Source organism: Holdemania sp. (genome assembly GCF_986127675.1).
Genome location: NZ_CFQZWI010000005.1, coordinates 59,441 through 75,441, shown reverse-complemented (window position 1 = coordinate 75,441; position 16,001 = coordinate 59,441). Strand labels below are relative to the sequence as shown.

Annotated in this window: 19 protein-coding genes; 7 read left to right on the top strand and 12 right to left on the bottom strand. The window is 53.0% G+C overall.

The annotated features are described in order from the left end of the window. Positions 1 to 296 precede the first annotated feature (296 nt). From AC5OW4_RS02065 to AC5OW4_RS02040, 6 genes are read right to left on the bottom strand one after another with little or no spacing between them, the layout of a single operon-like run. The gene (locus tag AC5OW4_RS02065; protein ID WP_493676586.1) at positions 297 to 1,490 is read right to left on the bottom strand and encodes a MalY/PatB family protein; all 1,194 of its coding nucleotides are present in this window, start codon (positions 1,488 to 1,490) and stop codon (positions 297 to 299) included. 56 nt (positions 1,491 to 1,546) lie between these two features. Continuing rightward, positions 1,547 to 2,725, bottom strand: coding sequence for an NAD(P)-dependent malic enzyme (locus tag AC5OW4_RS02060; protein ID WP_493676585.1), 1,179 nt, complete (start codon positions 2,723 to 2,725; stop codon positions 1,547 to 1,549). Positions 2,726 to 2,729: 4 nt separating this feature from the next. Further along, entirely contained in the window at positions 2,730 to 4,193 is a 1,464-nt protein-coding gene (locus tag AC5OW4_RS02055) for an aspartate ammonia-lyase (protein WP_493676584.1), read from the bottom strand. Then, the gene (locus AC5OW4_RS02050) at positions 4,190 to 4,633 is read right to left on the bottom strand and encodes a 2-thiouracil desulfurase family protein (RefSeq protein WP_493676583.1); all 444 of its coding nucleotides are present in this window, start codon (positions 4,631 to 4,633) and stop codon (positions 4,190 to 4,192) included. Before AC5OW4_RS02050 ends, AC5OW4_RS02055 begins: the two co-directional genes overlap by 4 nt. Continuing rightward, positions 4,630 to 5,163 (bottom strand): Fe-S-containing hydro-lyase, encoded by a 534-nt coding sequence (locus AC5OW4_RS02045; protein ID WP_006060099.1) that lies wholly within the window; start codon positions 5,161 to 5,163, stop codon positions 4,630 to 4,632. Before AC5OW4_RS02045 ends, AC5OW4_RS02050 begins: the two co-directional genes overlap by 4 nt. Further along, positions 5,163 to 6,008 carry a fumarate hydratase gene (locus tag AC5OW4_RS02040; RefSeq protein ID WP_072683686.1) on the bottom strand — a complete coding sequence of 282 codons (846 nt, stop codon included), beginning with the start codon at positions 6,006 to 6,008 and terminating at the stop codon, positions 5,163 to 5,165. Before AC5OW4_RS02040 ends, AC5OW4_RS02045 begins: the two co-directional genes overlap by 1 nt. Positions 6,009 to 6,209: 201 nt before the next feature. Between AC5OW4_RS02040 and AC5OW4_RS02035 the strand changes: the two genes are divergently transcribed. Beyond that, on the top strand, positions 6,210 to 6,713 hold the full coding sequence (locus AC5OW4_RS02035) for a flavin reductase family protein (RefSeq protein WP_308560275.1): 504 nt from the start codon (positions 6,210 to 6,212) through the stop codon (positions 6,711 to 6,713). Positions 6,714 to 6,976: 263 nt separating this feature from the next. On the opposite strand, the gene AC5OW4_RS02030 is transcribed toward AC5OW4_RS02035, so the two are convergent. The 5 genes from AC5OW4_RS02030 to AC5OW4_RS02010 are packed head-to-tail and all read right to left on the bottom strand — an operon-like array spanning position 6,977 to position 9,729. Beyond that, complete coding sequence (locus AC5OW4_RS02030; protein WP_308560276.1) at positions 6,977 to 7,498, bottom strand: putative immunity protein; 522 nt, start codon at positions 7,496 to 7,498, stop codon at positions 6,977 to 6,979. 20 nt (positions 7,499 to 7,518) lie between these two features. Next, entirely contained in the window at positions 7,519 to 7,932 is a 414-nt protein-coding gene (locus tag AC5OW4_RS02025; protein WP_493676582.1) for a peptide deformylase, read from the bottom strand. 8 nt (positions 7,933 to 7,940) lie between these two features. Further along, positions 7,941 to 8,525 carry a DUF3795 domain-containing protein gene (locus AC5OW4_RS02020; protein ID WP_493676581.1) on the bottom strand — a complete coding sequence of 195 codons (585 nt, stop codon included), beginning with the start codon at positions 8,523 to 8,525 and terminating at the stop codon, positions 7,941 to 7,943. Between the two features lie 18 nt (positions 8,526 to 8,543). Next, a complete protein-coding gene (locus AC5OW4_RS02015) occupies positions 8,544 to 8,843 on the bottom strand; it encodes an MGMT family protein (protein ID WP_195395575.1) in 300 nt (99 codons plus the stop codon). Beyond that, positions 8,827 to 9,729, bottom strand: coding sequence for a LysR substrate-binding domain-containing protein (locus AC5OW4_RS02010; RefSeq protein ID WP_493676580.1), 903 nt, complete (start codon positions 9,727 to 9,729; stop codon positions 8,827 to 8,829). The genes AC5OW4_RS02015 and AC5OW4_RS02010 overlap by 17 nt, the downstream gene beginning before the upstream one ends. Before the next feature lie 139 nt (positions 9,730 to 9,868). On the opposite strand from AC5OW4_RS02010, the gene AC5OW4_RS02005 reads away from it, so the two are divergent. The 4 genes from AC5OW4_RS02005 (at position 9,869) to AC5OW4_RS01990 (ending at position 12,979) form a co-directional block, all read left to right on the top strand. Next, the gene (locus tag AC5OW4_RS02005; protein ID WP_195548380.1) at positions 9,869 to 10,435 is read left to right on the top strand and encodes a chromate transporter; all 567 of its coding nucleotides are present in this window, start codon (positions 9,869 to 9,871) and stop codon (positions 10,433 to 10,435) included. Further along, the gene (locus AC5OW4_RS02000; RefSeq protein WP_195548379.1) at positions 10,432 to 10,989 is read left to right on the top strand and encodes a chromate transporter; all 558 of its coding nucleotides are present in this window, start codon (positions 10,432 to 10,434) and stop codon (positions 10,987 to 10,989) included. Before AC5OW4_RS02005 ends, AC5OW4_RS02000 begins: the two co-directional genes overlap by 4 nt. A gap of 118 nt (positions 10,990 to 11,107) precedes the next feature. After that, on the top strand, positions 11,108 to 11,641 hold the full coding sequence (locus tag AC5OW4_RS01995; RefSeq protein WP_072683694.1) for a hypothetical protein: 534 nt from the start codon (positions 11,108 to 11,110) through the stop codon (positions 11,639 to 11,641). Between the two features lie 591 nt (positions 11,642 to 12,232). Then, positions 12,233 to 12,979 (top strand): copper homeostasis protein CutC, encoded by a 747-nt coding sequence (locus AC5OW4_RS01990; RefSeq protein ID WP_072683696.1) that lies wholly within the window; start codon positions 12,233 to 12,235, stop codon positions 12,977 to 12,979. A 96-nt stretch (positions 12,980 to 13,075) separates the two neighbouring features. Here AC5OW4_RS01990 and AC5OW4_RS01985 read toward each other — a convergent pair whose 3' ends face one another. Then, entirely contained in the window at positions 13,076 to 13,564 is a 489-nt protein-coding gene (locus AC5OW4_RS01985; RefSeq protein ID WP_072683697.1) for a helix-turn-helix domain-containing protein, read from the bottom strand. A gap of 135 nt (positions 13,565 to 13,699) precedes the next feature. On the opposite strand from AC5OW4_RS01985, the gene AC5OW4_RS01980 reads away from it, so the two are divergent. After that, positions 13,700 to 13,894: a hypothetical protein gene (locus AC5OW4_RS01980; RefSeq protein ID WP_072683698.1), complete on the top strand. Its 195-nt coding sequence runs from the start codon at positions 13,700 to 13,702 to the stop codon at positions 13,892 to 13,894. Positions 13,895 to 14,085: 191 nt separating this feature from the next. Next, complete coding sequence (gene htpG / locus AC5OW4_RS01975; RefSeq protein WP_072683699.1) at positions 14,086 to 15,981, top strand: molecular chaperone HtpG; 1,896 nt, start codon at positions 14,086 to 14,088, stop codon at positions 15,979 to 15,981. Positions 15,982 to 16,001 lie beyond the last annotated feature (20 nt).

Below are 16,001 nucleotides of genomic sequence, written 5' to 3'. Positions count from 1 at the left end.
GATCATTTCTTTCATCTCCCATCACTTCTAATATTGCGGTTTTTTTGAAAAAGCCCCGCTCATTTCGGTGAAATTTGATAAATATTAACAAATTTTGAAGAAAGTAATGAAACTATTTTCAATGTTTACTCCTTGAAGGTAATCTCCTGCCCTCCCTCCGGCAGGAAAACAAAAAAGCGGCTCCAACAATGTCCGCTCTGCCTCCCTGAAGCGAGAGGCCGGTTTCATTCGATAAAGCCACTTTTTTACGATTATCTAATATTACGGTGAAATGCTATCCGATCAGGAAAGTCCGCTTATGCGGCGGCGGAGTCCTTTTCGTAAGCCTGCGCCATCCGGGCCAGACTCTCTTCCAACAAAGACGTCGGACAAGCCAGGTTGATCCGCTCGAAGCCGCTGCCTTCCTCGCCGAACAAATACCCTTCGTCCAAGAACAACAGCGCTTTCTTTGTCATGAATTCTTCCTGTTCGTTTTGATCCGCGAAATAAGCCCGCAGATCCACCCATAACAGATATGTTCCTTCCAGCGGAGATACAATCGCCTTCGGGAAATGGCTGGCGAAGAACTCAACAGCCGTTTTGCGGTTGGTTTCCAACAAGTCTAACAGTTCGTCCAGCCAGCCCTCGCAATGACGATATGCCAGTGTCGCTGCTTCATAGGCCATGATGTTCAGATGACCGTTGATATAACTGCTCATCGTAGCCTTGTAGGCTGCTCGCAGCTCAGCGTTGGGAATCACGATATTCGAGCACTGCATCCCTGCCAGATTGAACGTCTTCGAGACCGACGTGCAGACGATCATGCGGTCGCTCAATTCCGGCGATAACGAAGCGAAGACGGTATGTTCATGACCCGGCAGAATCAGATCGAAATGAATCTCATCGGAAACAATCAGCACGTCGTGTTTCAGACACAGTTCGCCAACCCGCATCAGCTCCGCCTTCGTCCAGACGCGGCCGATCGGATTATGCGGACTGCAGAAGATCAACATTTTCACTTCCGGATCGGCCAGCTTGGCTTCCAGATCGTCAAAATTGATCGAATATACGCCTTCCTGATTGATCAGACTGCTGGTCACGGCCGTGCAGCCGCAGGCTTCAATCGTCTTTTTAAACGGATAGTAGACCGGTGTGAGGATCGCAATCTTTTCACCCGGTTTTACAAACGCGCGGACGGCGACGTTGATGGCCGTGACGACGCCCGGAAGCAGAACCAGCCACTCTTTTTCAATAGTCCAATGATGGCGGCGCTGCATCCAGTTCACCGTTTCCGTGTAGTAATCCTCACCGGCGTCGGTATAGCCTAAGATCCGGTGATCGAGAAACTGTTTCAGACCTTCAATGATCTCCGGCGGATTCATTAATTCCATATCCGCGACGGAAAACGGAACGATTCCTTCCGGCACTTCCGGGTTTTGCTTACGCATCCCTTTCCACTTGCTGGAATTCTGGGGCTGTCGGTTAATTCGGGTTGTGAAATCATAGCTCATACGCATTTCCCCCACTTTCTGACTTCAGCTTACAACCAGGACTTGAAACACAGAACTTATTTCCGGATATAACCGCTCTTGATGCAGGCTTCTCTGACCGCCTTGGAAACGGCCGGGACGACGCGGGAATCAAACGGCGATGGAATGATGTATTCTTCCGTCAGCTCTTCCGCCGGAATCAGATCGGCGATCGCCTGAGCGGCCGCAATCTTGACATCCTCGGTAATCCGGGTCGCTTTCGCGTCTAAAGCCCCGCGGAAAATGCTTGGGAAGGCTAACAGGTTATTGACCTGGTTCGGGAAATCGGAACGGCCGGTCGCGGCGATCAGCGCTCCGCCCTTTTTCGCTTCATAGTAATCAATTTCCGGTGTCGGGTTCGCTAAAGCGACGATGAAGCAGTCCTTGTTCATCGTGGCGATGTCTTCCTTCGTCAACAGGTTGCCCTTGGAAACACCGATAAACACATCCGCGCCGACTAACGCCGCCTTCAGGTCTGCCGGGCTTTCGCCATGCAGATTGGTGTATTCGAGCAGCTCCTGCTTCAGCGGGTTGTAGCTGTCCTTTTTATCCGGATGCAATACGCCCTTGGAATCAAACGCCAGAATGTTCTTGAAACCGTAGTTGTACATCATCTTGATAATCGAGCTGCCGGCCGCGCCGACACCGTTGATGATGACCTTCATGTCTTCCGGCTTTCTGCCTGTTAACCGCAGACCGTTGATCAGTGCCGCCAGCACGACGATCGCCGTGCCGTGCTGATCGTCATGGAAAACCGGGATGTTCAGTTCTTCAATCAGACGCCGTTCGATCTCCACGCAGCGCGGAGCACTGATGTCTTCCAGATTGATCGCGCCCAGACCTGGGGAAATCAGCTTGCAGACCTTGATGATGTCTTCCGGATCCTTGGAATCCACGCAGATCGGGAACGCGTCCAGCCCGGCGAAGCGGTGCATCAATAACGCCTTACCTTCCATGACCGGCAGACCGGCGACCGCGCCGATATCGCCTAAGCCCAGCACCGCGGTGCCGTCGGTGACAACCGCAACAGTGTTGCCCTTGCCGGTATAGCGGTAGGCATTTTCCGGATCTTTGTTGATTTCCAGACACGGCTGAGCGACGCCCGGCGTGTAGGCCAGCGTCAGATCTTCCGGCGTTTCGCAGGGAACCTTCGGTTCGATGGATAATTTGCCATGGTGCAGTTCGTGCAGTTTCAGTGCGTCTTCATAAACAGTCATTGTGTTATCCCTCCACTTTTTCTTTCTTCTTATTCTTGGCTAAACGTTTCTTGCCCGGAATGCCCGGCTTGGTCATTTCCTGAACGTCCATGATGATTTCCAGGTCGTGTTCGGTGATCAGTCCGCTTTCCAGCAGCACCTCGCGCAGCGTGCGGTTTTCGATCAGCGCCTGCTTGGCGATCCGGCTGGCGTTGGCGTAGCCGATATGCGGGGCAAAGGCTGTGATCGGGGAAACCGAGCGTTCGACGAAGAACAGGCAGTTTTCCTTATTCGCCTTGATGCCGTCGATCGCGTTGATTCTGAGCGTATGGCAGGCGTTAGCCATAATCTCAATCGACTCGAACAGATTCTTAAACAGCACCGGCTCAAAGACGTTCAGCTCCAGCTGGCCGGCTTCCGCCGCCTTGGCGATCGTCACATCGTTGCCGATGACGTTGAAGCAGGCCTGGTTGCAGACCTCGGCGATGACCGGATTGACCTTGCCCGGCATGATCGAGCTGCCCGGCTGCCGGTCCGGCAGCTTGATTTCCGCTAAGCCGGCTTTCGGCCCGGAGGCCATCATCCGCAAATCGTTGCACATCTTGGACAGATTGACCGCCAGCACCTTCAGCGCGCCGGAAGCAAACGCCAGCGTATCGCAGTTGCGGGTGCCGTCGACCAGATCCTTGGCGGAGCTGAGCGTGATCCCGCTGATTTCTGAAAGCACCGGTACGATCATCTTCTTGTATTTTTCATCAGCATTCAAGCCTGTGCCGACAGCCGTCGCGCCCATGTTGACGGCCTTCAGATCATTGAAGGCGACGCGGATCCGCTTGATATCGCGGCCGACCATCGTCGCATAAGCGTGAAATTCCTGACCTAAACGAATCGGAACGGCGTCCTGCAGGTGCGTGCGGCCCATCTTGATCACACCGTCGAATTCCTTCGCTTTTTTAAGCAGGGAATGCTGCAGCTCGGTCAATTCGCCCAACAGCACCTCAACCAACGCCAGCGCCGTCAGACGGCCGGCGGTCGGGAAGACGTCGTTAGTCGACTGACCGAAGTTGATGTGATCGTTCGGATGGATATAATCGTAGACGCCGATCTCGCGGCCGGCCAGCTGCGCAGCCCGGTTGGCGATGACTTCGTTAGCGTTCATGTTAAACGACGTGCCCGCCCCGCCCTGGATGCAGTCGGTGATAAACCACTGATCCAGCTTGCCGGCGATGACCTCGTCGCACGCCTCCGTGATATACCTCAGACGTTCATCATCCAGAAATCCGCACTGGTTGTTGCAGTAGGCGCTGGCTTTTTTGACCTTGCCGATCGAGCGGATCATCTGCGTATGCATCCGCCGGCCGGTGATCTGGAAATTGGTCATGGCCCGCTGTGTCTGCGCGCCGTAGAGGGCCTCCTTCGGGACTTCGATTTCGCCCAGTGAATCATGTTCCCACCGGAACTGTTCCGGGGTTTGTTCTGTTGCGTTCATGCTTTTTGTGAATTCTCCTTTTCTTCTTGCCACTCGTCTTCTGTGAATACCCGGACGCCGTTGCGGATGAACAGCTCGGCTGTCAAACCATGACCTTCCGTCAGCGTGCGGGTAAAACTTCCATCATAAATCAAGCCTTTGCCGCAGGAGGGACTTTTAGCTTTCAGCACCGCCAGCGTGATGTGATGTTCCTGAATCAGCGCCAGCGCGGCTTCCGCACCCTTGCGGTACTCGGCAGTGCAGTCCCTGCCGGACTGCGTGCAAATCTGACAGCCCTGGCGTTCGCACGGTTCGCGCGGGATTCCCAGTCCGCCCAGCACTTCCGGACAGATCGGCACGGCTTCCCCGCGTTCCACCATTGCCTTCAGCGCTTGCACGGTATTGGCCTTGCCGTCATAGCGGCAGGCCCTTCCCGCCAGACAGGCGCTGACGGCGATCATTCAAAATCCTCAGCGTACAGATCGTTTCCCTGACTGTCGAAACAGACGAAGACCGGGAAATCCTCGACCTCCAGCCGCCGGATCGCTTCGCTTTGTAAATCCTCAAACGCGATCGTTTCGGCTTTTTTCACGCGTAGGCCTAACAACGCCCCGGCTCCCCCAACCGCGGCGAAATAGACCGCCTGATTGCGGATGATTGCCTGCTTGACCGCGTCGCTGCGCTTGCCCTTGCCGATCATGCCGGCCAGGCCCAGATCCAGCAGCTGCGGGGTATAGACGTCCATGCGCGTCGCCGTGGTCGGGCCGGCGCTGCCGAAGGTCATCCCCGGCGGCGTCTGGGTCGGACCAACATAATAAATAATCTGATCCTTCAGATCAAACGGCAGCGGTGCTCCGGCGTCCAGCAGCTCCTTCATCCGTTTGTGCGCCGCATCCCGCGCCGTATAGATCACGCCGCTTAACAGCACCTGTTCCCCTGCGCGCAGGGACCGGCGGTCTTCCATCGTTAACGGCAGTTGAATTTTCTTCATTACAGCACCACCTTTTTATGCCGGGTTACATGGCAGTTGATGTTGACCGCCACCGGCATGCCCGCGATGTGCGTCGGAAACCATTCGATGTTGACCTTCAGCGCCGTCGTGCGGCCCTTCAGCCCCATCGGTCCGATGTTGAGCTGATTGATCTGTTCAAGGCATTCACGTTCCAGCTGGCGGTATTGTTCGTTCTCATTCTCACTGTCCAAAGGCCGGACTAATGCCCGCTTAGCCAGGTAGGCGGCATAATCCATCGTCCCGCCGACACCGACGCCGACGACCATCGGCGGACAGGCGTTCGGGCCGGCCAGCTTGACGGTTTCCAGGATGAAATCCCGGACGCCTTCGACGCCTTCGGCCGGCTTGCACATTTTGATGCGCGAGCAGTTCTCCGAGCCGAAGCCCTTCGCCGCACATTCGATCACGACCTGATCGCCTTCCACAATCTCCGTGTAGATCACCGCCGGAGTGTTGGTCAGCGTATTTTTCCGCTCAAACACCGGATCGCTGACCACGGAATTGCGCAGGTAGCTTCCCTGATAGGCTTCTTCTACGCCCTTGTTGACCGCGTCCTTTATCGATCCCCCGGTAAAGTGAACATCCTGGCCGATCGTCAGCCACACGACCGCCATCCCGGTATCCTGGCAGATCGGCAGCCGCTTCGTCCTGGCCAGCTCAGCGTTTTCCATTAACAGCGCCAGCGCCTGTTTGGCCCTGGGTTTGTCTTCCTTTTCGGCATAGGTGACCAGTTTCGCCATCACGTCGTCAGGATATTCAAAGGCGATGCCGCTGCAGCAGTCCCTTACGATTTCCTGTATTTCTTTGACTTCAATTTCTCGCATACTCCTAAGCCCTTTCTGTTTGTTATTGTAACACAAACAAATCGGGGAATGAACTGCTTAATCCGCGCATTCCAGGATGTTCCTTGACAAGATATAAATTCTTTCATCAAGGAACGCAGCACATTTGAAACCACTTTCAGAAACATCGTTTCACTGCCATTTTCAATGATTCGGGAATACAATAGAAATTGAGGTGAAAGCATGAAAAAAATTGAGATTGAAAAACTGGATCGGAATCTGATTTCCCTGATCCATAACGACTGGGCCGTGCTGACAGTTCAGGACGAGGGCAAGGTCAACGGCATGACCGTCAACTGGGTTCAGATGGGCTGGCTGTGGAACAAAGCGGTGGTCACCGTGTACGTTCGGCCGCAGCGTCACACCTACCCGCTGATCGAACGGGAAAACGGCTTCTCGCTGGCGTTCTTCGACAACGATCAACGGGAAAAGCTGGCGTATCTGGGCAAAGCCAGCGGCAAAGATGAGGATAAGCTGGCGCATGTCGGCTATACGACAACTCTGCTCAATGGGGCGCCGTGCATTGATCAGGCGCGTCTGGTGCTGGTTCTGAAGAAGCTGGCGACGATGGAAGTCAGCGACGCTGAGTTTATCGACAAAGCCGTGGAGAACGCAAGTTATCCAAACCGCGATTACCACAAAGCCTATACCTGTGAAATTGTCGCCGCTTATCTAAACGAGGCATAATTTCCAAACAATTCGCAAACGGATTTGATTTTCTTGTACTGTGTCCTTGTGCAGTGTCCTTGTGCAGTGTTCTTGTGCAGTGTCCTTGTACTGTTTCCTTGTACAGTGTCCATAAAAAAAGCTATGGTCGCTCCGGCTGATTCCTGCCTGATTGATGACCACAGCTTTTTATCTTCTTTCTCAAAGTATGCAGGCGCGCATCTTTTTGCGATGCTGCTTTCCATGTCGATTTTTTTAAATTATAAGGATTGCGCAGATTCAGCCTAACAATGCCACTGAATTTTTGCCGGACAGGGTTCGTCCTTGACGGATTGGGCTGAAAGCGAAGCATGCGCATCCTGCCAGATTTGACGGGTCAGCTCCTCCATTTCAGACGCAGGCAAATCCAGTCCCTGATCATAGACAAGGGCCGCGGCCGCATAGAACAGAAATCCCAGCGCATTGGTCGGCGTGGTCAGTGTGCCGCAGGCCGCGGCGATCGCGCGGGCAGCGGCCTGAGTGATCGGATCTGGTGTTTCCCGGGCGATCTGGCCGGCTTCCTGAATCCACGGTTTTCCTGTCTTTCCCGGCTGATTTTGCTGCACAACCATTTGACACGCCTGAATCAGCGCAGCCAGCCGGTTATCCCCGCCGGCTTTTTTCTGATAGATCGGCAAGATCCTGCTTTCAACATACCCAAGAGACCAGCGCGCCAGTGTGGTTTCACTCTGAGTTTCGATCAGCCGCATCATTGCGATGCATTCTGGCGAATTGACATCGCCCAACATTTTTCGTAATTTTGCCATTTTCCTTATTTCCTTCTGATTTAAATCAAAATGCCTTCGCAATGATCCAATTCGTGCTGAATCACCTGCGCGGTAAAACCACTGAACGTCCGTTGCTTGATCCGGCCCTGTTCATCCTGATAGCGCAGCTGCAGCTTTTCAAAGCGCTGCGCCTGACGCGTTCCCGGCAGCGATAAACAGCCTTCCTCAGCCGTATATTTTTTTCCGCCGGTCTTGATGAGCTGCGGATTGATCAGCACCAGCGGCTGATCCGCAACAAAGACCGCGATTATCCGGACGGACTGACCGATCATGTTGGCGGCCATCCCGGCGCAGTGATCCGCATGCGCCCTCAGCGTGTCCTTCAGATCTGCCGCAACGGCCAGATCCATGTCCGTTGCCTCCCGGCTGGGGCGGCTGAGCAGAATCGGATCCGTTACTATTTCTCGAATCATGAAATAAATCACCCTTTCTTTTCAACGTCTGTTTTCTCCTGAGCTGGTTTCTTCAAATTTCGTTTCAGGAGAATATCATGGCGCTGCGCCGCTGCCTGCAGCTGATTTACCGCCGCGGCAGCTTTTTCCTTTACTGGCATCGCCGGATCCAGCGACCGCAATCTTGTCATGACCGTTTCCAGCTCCGCCAAAGGAAGCAGCGTCACGGCCCGACAATAAAAGCTTTTGCGGCGGCCTTCGTTATAATCTTCCAGCAATTCCGCCAGGATTGCCAGTTTCTGTTCCATCTGTGCTTCAAAAGCGGCAGGCCCGATCCTTTTCAACTGATCCAGATCCTTCAGCCGGTGATGGCAGGTCACAAATGAAACGGTATCCTCAATCGCGGACATCAGCTTGCAGGGATAGTGTTCACATTGGCTGCAATATTCAATCCCGCCCTGTTCTGCGGCGCATTTCAAAAGCTTGCAGCGGGGTCTGCCCGGCGCTCCGCAGCCGGGACAATGACCGCCCAGATACAGTGTGCAGCAGCCGCAGGCCAGACCGCACAGCGAGAACTTCGGATAGGCCCGCAAGCCTTCATTTTTTATCGTCATTTTGTTTCTTCCTCTCCTTTACCGGAGCTGCCATTGATATTTTGCCATATCTACGCAGCCGTTGGGCTTAAATTCAACGCCCTCCGCTTCCAGCAGGCACCGCTGTTCATCCCATCCCGGCGCTGTCCGACCCTGACTGTTGACCACACGGTGACATGGATAATCGCCGTAGAACGCAGAATGCGAACAGGCTTTGCCGACATGCCGGCCATGGCGGGGATATCCGGCCAGTTCGGCGATCTGGCCATAGCTGGCAACCTGGCCATAGGGAATCTCGCTGATCACCGCCAGCACCAGCGCTTCAAAATCTTCCTTCATCGCCGTTCTCCCTTTCAGTTTGCTTGATTAATTGTTTCCAGCAGCGAATCGCTTCCGATTCAAATTTATCGCGGTGATAGATCATCCAGTTCTGATTTTCCAATTCGATTCCTTCGATCTTTACTTCCGTCAGCTCGCCAGCCGCCAGGGGTGAACGAATCATCTGCCGGGGTAATAATGCGATCCCCAAGCCGGCCAGCGCGGCTTGCTTCAGGACTTGGGAATTGACGCTTTCCCAGGCGGGTTTGACCTGGATCTGGCGCAGCCGCAGCGCACTGTCCAGACTGTCGCGGATCGCGCTGCCCGGCTCCCGCAATAACCACACCTGATCCCCCAGCTGGTCCAGCTTCAACGTTTCAAATCCGGCAGCCGGCAGGTCCGGGCGGCAGACAAAGGCCAGCCGATAGCGGGAAAATGGCAGCTTCACGATGCTTTCTTCCTCGCATATTCCTTCGGTAAAGCCCAGATCCACTTCATTCGCCAGCACTTTCCTGACGATTTCCTTCGCCCGATCCACCTGTACCTGCACCGGCGTCTTCGGACATTGCCGACGAAACTGCGCTATCAGAGAAGGCAGCCACATATTGGCGATCGTAATGCTCGATCCGATCCGTAATGGCGCCTGCTTTTCCAGATCAGCTGTGCTTTGCTCAAGATCTTCAATCGCTTCGAGAATGGGAACAAGCTTATGGTACAGCTGCATACCGCGTCCGTTGACCCTGCAGTGACGGCCGATCCGGTCTAATAACGTGTAGCCTAACTGCTGCTCCATTTCACTCACCACATGCGAGACCGCCGGCTGACTCATATATAAGATCTGCGCTGCCCGGGTAACGCTTCCCTGCTCGACCACGGCCCGAAATACTTTCCACTGCCGGATTGTCATCCTGATCCCTCCTTTGCGGCACGTTGTCCTATTTTGCCGCTGTCTTTTTAACATAACTAAATAGTAATGGAAAACATAGATTTTTGCAATTTTACTTCATCCTTTATTTTACAGATAATAGATCCGGAGGGTGAAACTTATGAAATCATGGAAAACCGGACTCTGGCTTTTCGCCGTCAATTTGTATATCAGTACGTTTACGTTCGGAGGCGGATACATCGTCATTCCGATGATCCGCAAGATCTTTGTGCAGCAGAAACAGCTCTTTACGGAATCCGAACTGTTGGAGATGGCGGCGATTGCCCAATCCTCACCCGGTGCGATCGCTGTCAACCTCTCAGTTCTGGCCGGCCGGCGTACGCTGGGCATGGCCGGGGCCTGGATCAGTGCGGTGGGAGCCGTTATGCCTTCGTTTATCATCCTGGCGCTGATTTCTTCCTGTTATGATGCCTTCCGCACCCAGCCGGTCATCAATGCCTGCCTTAAAGGCATGGAAGCCGGGGTTGCGGCGCTGATCGTGCAGCTGGTCTATGAGATGAGCGCTGTGATCTTGAAGCAGAAGCAAACGCTTCACAGCTTAATTTTACCCGTCACGTTTTTCTGCGGTTTTATCCTGGAAATCCCGGCGATGACGCTGCTTTTGTTCTGGACGGGGATCTCGCTTGTACTCAGTTTTATCAATAATCAACGGAGGAACAGGGCATGAATCTGATTCTGGACTTGTTTGTCACCTTTTTAAAAATTGGTTTGTTCAGCATCGGCGGCGGTTATGCGACCCTGCCTCTGATTCAGCAGCAGGCAGTCGTCGTTCATCCGTGGCTGACGCTGCAGGAATTCACCGACATCATCACGCTGTCGCAGATGACGCCCGGTCCGCTGGCAGTCAACACCTCGACGTTTGTCGGCATGCGTTTAGGCGGGCTGGCCGGGGCGATCGCGGCGACCGGGGGCTGCGTGCTGTGCGGAATTTTGATCAGTCTGGCGCTGCAGCGCTTTTTCAGCCGCAACGGCGATCAGAAAGCGGTATTGCATCTGCTTGAAACGTTGAAATCGGCTTCTGTGGGTCTGATCGCCGCCTCCGCCGCGACGATTGTTCTGATCGCGCTGTGCGGGGTTTCCTCATGGAAGCAGCCGCTGCAATTCAACGGGACGGCACTGATTCTATTTGCGCTGTCGCTGACGGCGATCGTCAAAGGAAAACTGGGTCCGATTCCCGTTTTGATCCTCAGCGCGCTGGCCGGTTGTCTGTTTTATCTCTAACCTTCCTTATTGAGAAAATCTTAAGTTCCAAAAATGAACGAAATCAGGTAGAATAAAAGCGCAAGACCACAGATTAAAATCAGGGAAATTCTAAATCTGCGGGTATGGAGGAGGAACTATGAAAAAACTTGCTGCTGCTTTATTAACAATCGCTTTATTACTGACCACTGGCTGCTCCGGAGGCACCAGTAAAGAAACCGGCAACGTCATCGCCCGGCACTCCGAGGATGAAGACGGTCTTTATTACGGCAACCTTGGCGATACGATGCGCAACGAATTCTTCGACTTCATCGTTGAAGACGCCGCGCTGACCGACAGCTTCGGCGGGTATACCGCAAAAGAGGGGATGCAGCTGTTATGCATCACCGTGAAAGAAACCAACACCTTCGGCGAAGCGCTGCCGATGTTTGATCAGGATTTCATGCTGACTTGGGAATCGACGGAGGAATTGTACTATCCGTTAGTCAATCTTGACGACAAGTCGGTCATGCCGGAAGAATTTGAGCTGTCCAAAGGCAAGTCCGCGACGTACAAGCTGGTCTTTGAGGTTCCGGCGGAGGAACCGGAATTCCTGTTGATCTATCTGGAGGAATTCGACAATGATGAAACTGGCGACATGTTCGTCGTCACGCTCAACCCGAACGCTCAGTAAATCATCCAGGCTGGTTTTCTAACCGGGGCGTTCGTAATCCGACAGGAAACGGGGTGCGGCTGAGCTTGAAAATCAGCCGGTAAGGGAGCATCGGCACTTATCTTTATTTAGTTACAAACAGTAAATCAAGCAGAATCAGCGCGGCCCTTTCGGGTAAGCCTTGGCAGGCGCTGGATTTCTGCCTTTTTTATATTCTGCTTTTTCTTGATTTTCAGCTTTTTTAACATTCTGTTGTTCTTGATGTCCTGTTTTTTCCTTGGTTGTTTTCTCCTTAGTTGTTTATTCCTTATGTCCTGCTTTTCCCTTATGTCCTGCTTTTCCCTTATGTCCTGCTTTTTCATGAGGCTTTGTTTTCTCGCACGACTTTTCCCTGATCCTCCCTCTTATTCAAAACCTTCCCCGGCAATTCTGCTGCGCAAGCCAAAACACTGCCAGACCTGCCGCTCCGCGCCGGTCCCGGATTGGCATGGCTTCCTTCTGCTTTTCATTGGTCTGCCCACAGCGTGTCCGTCATGAATCACCCGATACCTTGCATTCCTTCCTTCATCTCGATACAATGAGGGTAACAGGAATGAGAAGGAGAATCGACGCATGAAACCGAAAATAGAAATTTGCTGCGGAAGCGCGCAGGATTGTCTGGCCGCTCAGGCCGGGGGCGCGGATCGGATCGAGCTGAACTCCGCCCTGGCTTTGGGCGGCTTGACGCCGACGCTGGCCAATCTGATTCAGGCGAAAAAAGCCGTGTCGCTGCCGATCATTGCAATGGTACGCAGCCGGGGCGCAGGCTTCTGCACCACCGACGCGGAATTTGAAATCTTATTGACCGACGCCGAACTGCTTTTAAAGCATGGGGCGGCGGGTCTGGCCTTCGGCGCATTAAACGCCGACCGCACCATCAATGCCGCGCAAACCCGGGCCATGGCTGACCTGGCCCACCAGTATGGCAGGGAGTTTGTTTTCCATCGGGCGTTTGACTGCACCGTTGATTTCGACGCCGCGATGCGGCAGCTGATCGACTGGAAGGTGGACCGGGTGCTGACCAGCGGCGGGGAAGCGAAAGCGGAACAGGGAATTGAAACGATCGCGAGGCTGCAGCGAAACTATGGCAGTCAGATTGAAATTCTGGCCGGCAGCGGCGTCAATGCGGACAACGCGCAGCTTTTGTTAAAGCAGACTGGCGTTTGCCAGCTGCATTCCTCATGCAAAGACTGGCTGACCGATCCGACGACCGCCGGCAATCACGTCACTTACGCCTTTGCTTCGGCGCCGCATGAGCTGGATTATGATGTGGTCAGCGAACAGAAGGTTCGTGAATTAGCGCTGGCCGCCGCTGGATGAGTCCCTCTTTGGGATTAAGCAGCTCTTGCCTGGTGCACAAAGCGGCGGCTGAAAAGCCAAACGAAAACCGATTCTTCACCTTTGCATCAACCAAGGTCAGGAATCGGTTTTTTTCTTCTTCCGGGAATGTCCCGGCTGTTTTATGATTTTCACTTCGGGTTGAGGTTCAATCCATTCTTCTTTGTCTTCATTGACCAGACCCGCGGTTTCCAGCGACGCCAGTTCACTCAGCTTCGGCCACAGTCCATCCTGCCGAGCCAGCTCTTTGGTCAGCATCCGGATCACGCGCTGATGCCCCGAGGAACATTGATGAAAGCAATTCAACAGCTCCACGTCTTTGTTCTGCAGCACGATCTCCTGGCTTTTCCGCACGCGCCCATGATAATCCAACAGATAGTTGAAATCGACGCCGAAGATTTCCGCCATGCCGAACAGCGTGTTGATATCCGGTTCCGCGACATTATTCTCATACCGGGAAATCGCGCCGTCGCTCAAGCTTAAATCCTGCCCCAGAGCTTCCTGGCTGATTCCCCGTTCTTCCCGCAGCAGACGCAGATTCTCGCCCAATGAGAGTTTTGCTTTCATCCGGCCCCTCCCTTCCTTGTTTTCGTATAAGAATCATATCGTAAAACAACGTAAAAATTTGCCATTTCTCGCTAATGGATAATCTTTATTTTTCTCTTTATCCGAGATAAAATAGAGTTCGACCAGGAGGTGCTTATGGAAAATCCATTTCAGGTTAATTTGAACCTGCTGCCAAACGACGCAAAGACTGATCTCCCCCGGCTGGAAGCTCTGCTTTTCCTCTGCTGCAGCCATGCCGCGCTGCGTTGTCCCTACACAAAGACTCCCTGCGATCAGCGCTGCATCGCCCATATCGAGCAGACGCGAAAAGGTGCAGCCGAAACAGACTGACCGGACATTTACAGAATTCCGTCTGACTTCAAGGGTGATCTTCCTCCTTTTTCTTTTGTCCTGCAGTCTCCTGAAAAGCCGGTAAATTTTAATTTGTGGAAAAGTAGCGCAGCGGACTTGTCAGGACGGGGGAAAAGTGTTATATTATCTTAGCAGTCACTTATCAAGAGTGCTAAAAGGAGGAAATCATTATGGCTAAAAAACAGTTTAAAGCTGAATCCAAGCGTCTTTTGGATCTGATGATTCATTCTATCTATACCAACAAGGAAATCTTTCTGCGGGAGCTGATCTCCAACGCGTCAGACGCCCTGGACAAGCGGTATTACCTGTCGCTGACCGATGAAAATCAGCGCGTCGATAAGAGCGAATTAAAAATCCGGATCGATCTGGACAAGGACAACCGCACGATCACGCTGACTGACAGCGGCATCGGCATGACCCAGGAGGAACTGGAGACCAACCTCGGCACGATCGCTCACAGCGGTTCGCTGGAATTCAAGCAGAAGCTGGAGGAAGGCACCAGCGATGTCGATATCATCGGTCAGTTCGGCGTCGGTTTCTACTCCGCGTTCATGGTTGCCCAGCGGATCATCGTCGAAACCCGCAGCGCCCAGAGTGAACAGGGTTATTCCTGGATCTCCAACGGCGAGGACGGCTACACCATTTCGCCGATCATGAAGGAGACTGTCGGCACGAAGATCATCCTTGAATTGAAGGAAGAAAGCGAAGACGACAAGGTCGACGAATATCTTGACGAATACACGATCAAAAACCTGATCCGCAAGTATTCCGATTATGTCCGCTGGCCGATTGAGATGGAAGTGGAAACGACCAAAACCGTCGAAGGCAAGGACGAACCGGAAACGGTAAAGGAAATCCAGACGCTGAACTCGATGGTTCCGTTATGGAAGCGCAACAAATCGGAAATCAAGGAAGACGAATACAACGAGTTCTATAAGAACAAATTCATGGATTGGGAAAATCCGGCCAAAGTCATGCATTATTCCGTGGAAGGCACGACGTCCTACAACGCGCTGTTGTTCATCCCGGCCAAAACACCGTACAACTTCTACAGCGCCGATTATGAACCGGGACTGCAGCTTTACTGCAAGGGCGTGTTCATCATGGACAAAGCCAAGGATCTGGTACCGGATTACTTCCGCTTCGTCCGCGGTCTGGTCGACAGCGACGATCTGAATCTGAACATCTCGCGTGAAATCCTCCAGCAGGACCGGCAGATGAAAACGCTGGCCAAGAGCATTGAGAAAAAGATCAAGAACACCTTGGAAGACATGCTGAAAAACGATCGGGAGAAATATGAAGAATTCTTCAAGAACTTCGGTCTGTCGCTGAAATTCGGCGTTTACCAGGACTATGGCATGCACAAAGACCAGCTGCAGGATCTGTTGTTGTTCAAGTCCACGCACAACGATGAATACACGACGCTGGACGAATATGTCTCCCGAATGAAGGAAGGCCAGGATCAGATCTACTTTGCCAGCGGCGAGAGCATCGAGCTGATCAAAAAGCTGCCGCAGATGGAAAAGCTCCAGGACAAAGGCTATGAAGTCCTGTATTTCACAGACGACGTCGACGAATTCGCCGCCAACATCATGATGGAATACAAGGAAAAGAAGTTCAAGTCGATCAATCAGGGTGATCTGGATCTGGACGATGAGGAAGAAAAGAAGGCCAAGGAGGAGAAGACGCAGGAAAACAAGTCGATGCTGGACAAGATGAAGGAAGCACTGGGCGAAAAAGTCAAGGAAGTCCGCCTGTCCTCCCGTCTGAAATCCCATCCGGTCTGCCTGGTCTCCGACGAAGGTCTGTCAATGGAAATGGAAAAAGTCCTGAATCAGATGCCAAACCAGAATGAAGTCAAGGCTGGCAAAATTCTGGAAATCAATCCGGATCATGAGATCTTCGCGACGCTGCAGAAGATTTATGACAAGCATCCGGAACTGATGGACGAATACACCGATCTGCTTTATACGCAGGCGATGTTAATCGAAGGTTACAAGATTGAAGATCCGATCGCGTATGCCAATCAGGTCTGCGATCTGATGATCCGCGCCAACCAGGAATAAGCTTCAATCAAAACCCAGAT

Coding starts and splice junctions, on each gene's coding strand:
- AC5OW4_RS02065 (WP_493676586.1), bottom strand. CDS start 1,490: ATGAGCTATGATTTCACAACCCGAATTAACCGACAGCCCCAGAATTCC.
- AC5OW4_RS02060 (WP_493676585.1), bottom strand. CDS start 2,725: ATGACTGTTTATGAAGACGCACTGAAACTGCACGAACTGCACCATGGC.
- AC5OW4_RS02055 (WP_493676584.1), bottom strand. CDS start 4,193: ATGAACGCAACAGAACAAACCCCGGAACAGTTCCGGTGGGAACATGAT.
- AC5OW4_RS02050 (WP_493676583.1), bottom strand. CDS start 4,633: ATGATCGCCGTCAGCGCCTGTCTGGCGGGAAGGGCCTGCCGCTATGAC.
- AC5OW4_RS02045 (WP_006060099.1), bottom strand. CDS start 5,163: ATGAAGAAAATTCAACTGCCGTTAACGATGGAAGACCGCCGGTCCCTG.
- AC5OW4_RS02040 (WP_072683686.1), bottom strand. CDS start 6,008: ATGCGAGAAATTGAAGTCAAAGAAATACAGGAAATCGTAAGGGACTGC.
- AC5OW4_RS02035 (WP_308560275.1), top strand. CDS start 6,210: ATGAAAAAAATTGAGATTGAAAAACTGGATCGGAATCTGATTTCCCTG.
- AC5OW4_RS02030 (WP_308560276.1), bottom strand. CDS start 7,498: ATGGCAAAATTACGAAAAATGTTGGGCGATGTCAATTCGCCAGAATGC.
- AC5OW4_RS02025 (WP_493676582.1), bottom strand. CDS start 7,932: ATGATTCGAGAAATAGTAACGGATCCGATTCTGCTCAGCCGCCCCAGC.
- AC5OW4_RS02020 (WP_493676581.1), bottom strand. CDS start 8,525: ATGACGATAAAAAATGAAGGCTTGCGGGCCTATCCGAAGTTCTCGCTG.
- AC5OW4_RS02015 (WP_195395575.1), bottom strand. CDS start 8,843: ATGAAGGAAGATTTTGAAGCGCTGGTGCTGGCGGTGATCAGCGAGATT.
- AC5OW4_RS02010 (WP_493676580.1), bottom strand. CDS start 9,729: ATGACAATCCGGCAGTGGAAAGTATTTCGGGCCGTGGTCGAGCAGGGA.
- AC5OW4_RS02005 (WP_195548380.1), top strand. CDS start 9,869: ATGAAATCATGGAAAACCGGACTCTGGCTTTTCGCCGTCAATTTGTAT.
- AC5OW4_RS02000 (WP_195548379.1), top strand. CDS start 10,432: ATGAATCTGATTCTGGACTTGTTTGTCACCTTTTTAAAAATTGGTTTG.
- AC5OW4_RS01995 (WP_072683694.1), top strand. CDS start 11,108: ATGAAAAAACTTGCTGCTGCTTTATTAACAATCGCTTTATTACTGACC.
- AC5OW4_RS01990 (WP_072683696.1), top strand. CDS start 12,233: ATGAAACCGAAAATAGAAATTTGCTGCGGAAGCGCGCAGGATTGTCTG.
- AC5OW4_RS01985 (WP_072683697.1), bottom strand. CDS start 13,564: ATGAAAGCAAAACTCTCATTGGGCGAGAATCTGCGTCTGCTGCGGGAA.
- AC5OW4_RS01980 (WP_072683698.1), top strand. CDS start 13,700: ATGGAAAATCCATTTCAGGTTAATTTGAACCTGCTGCCAAACGACGCA.
- htpG (WP_072683699.1), top strand. CDS start 14,086: ATGGCTAAAAAACAGTTTAAAGCTGAATCCAAGCGTCTTTTGGATCTG.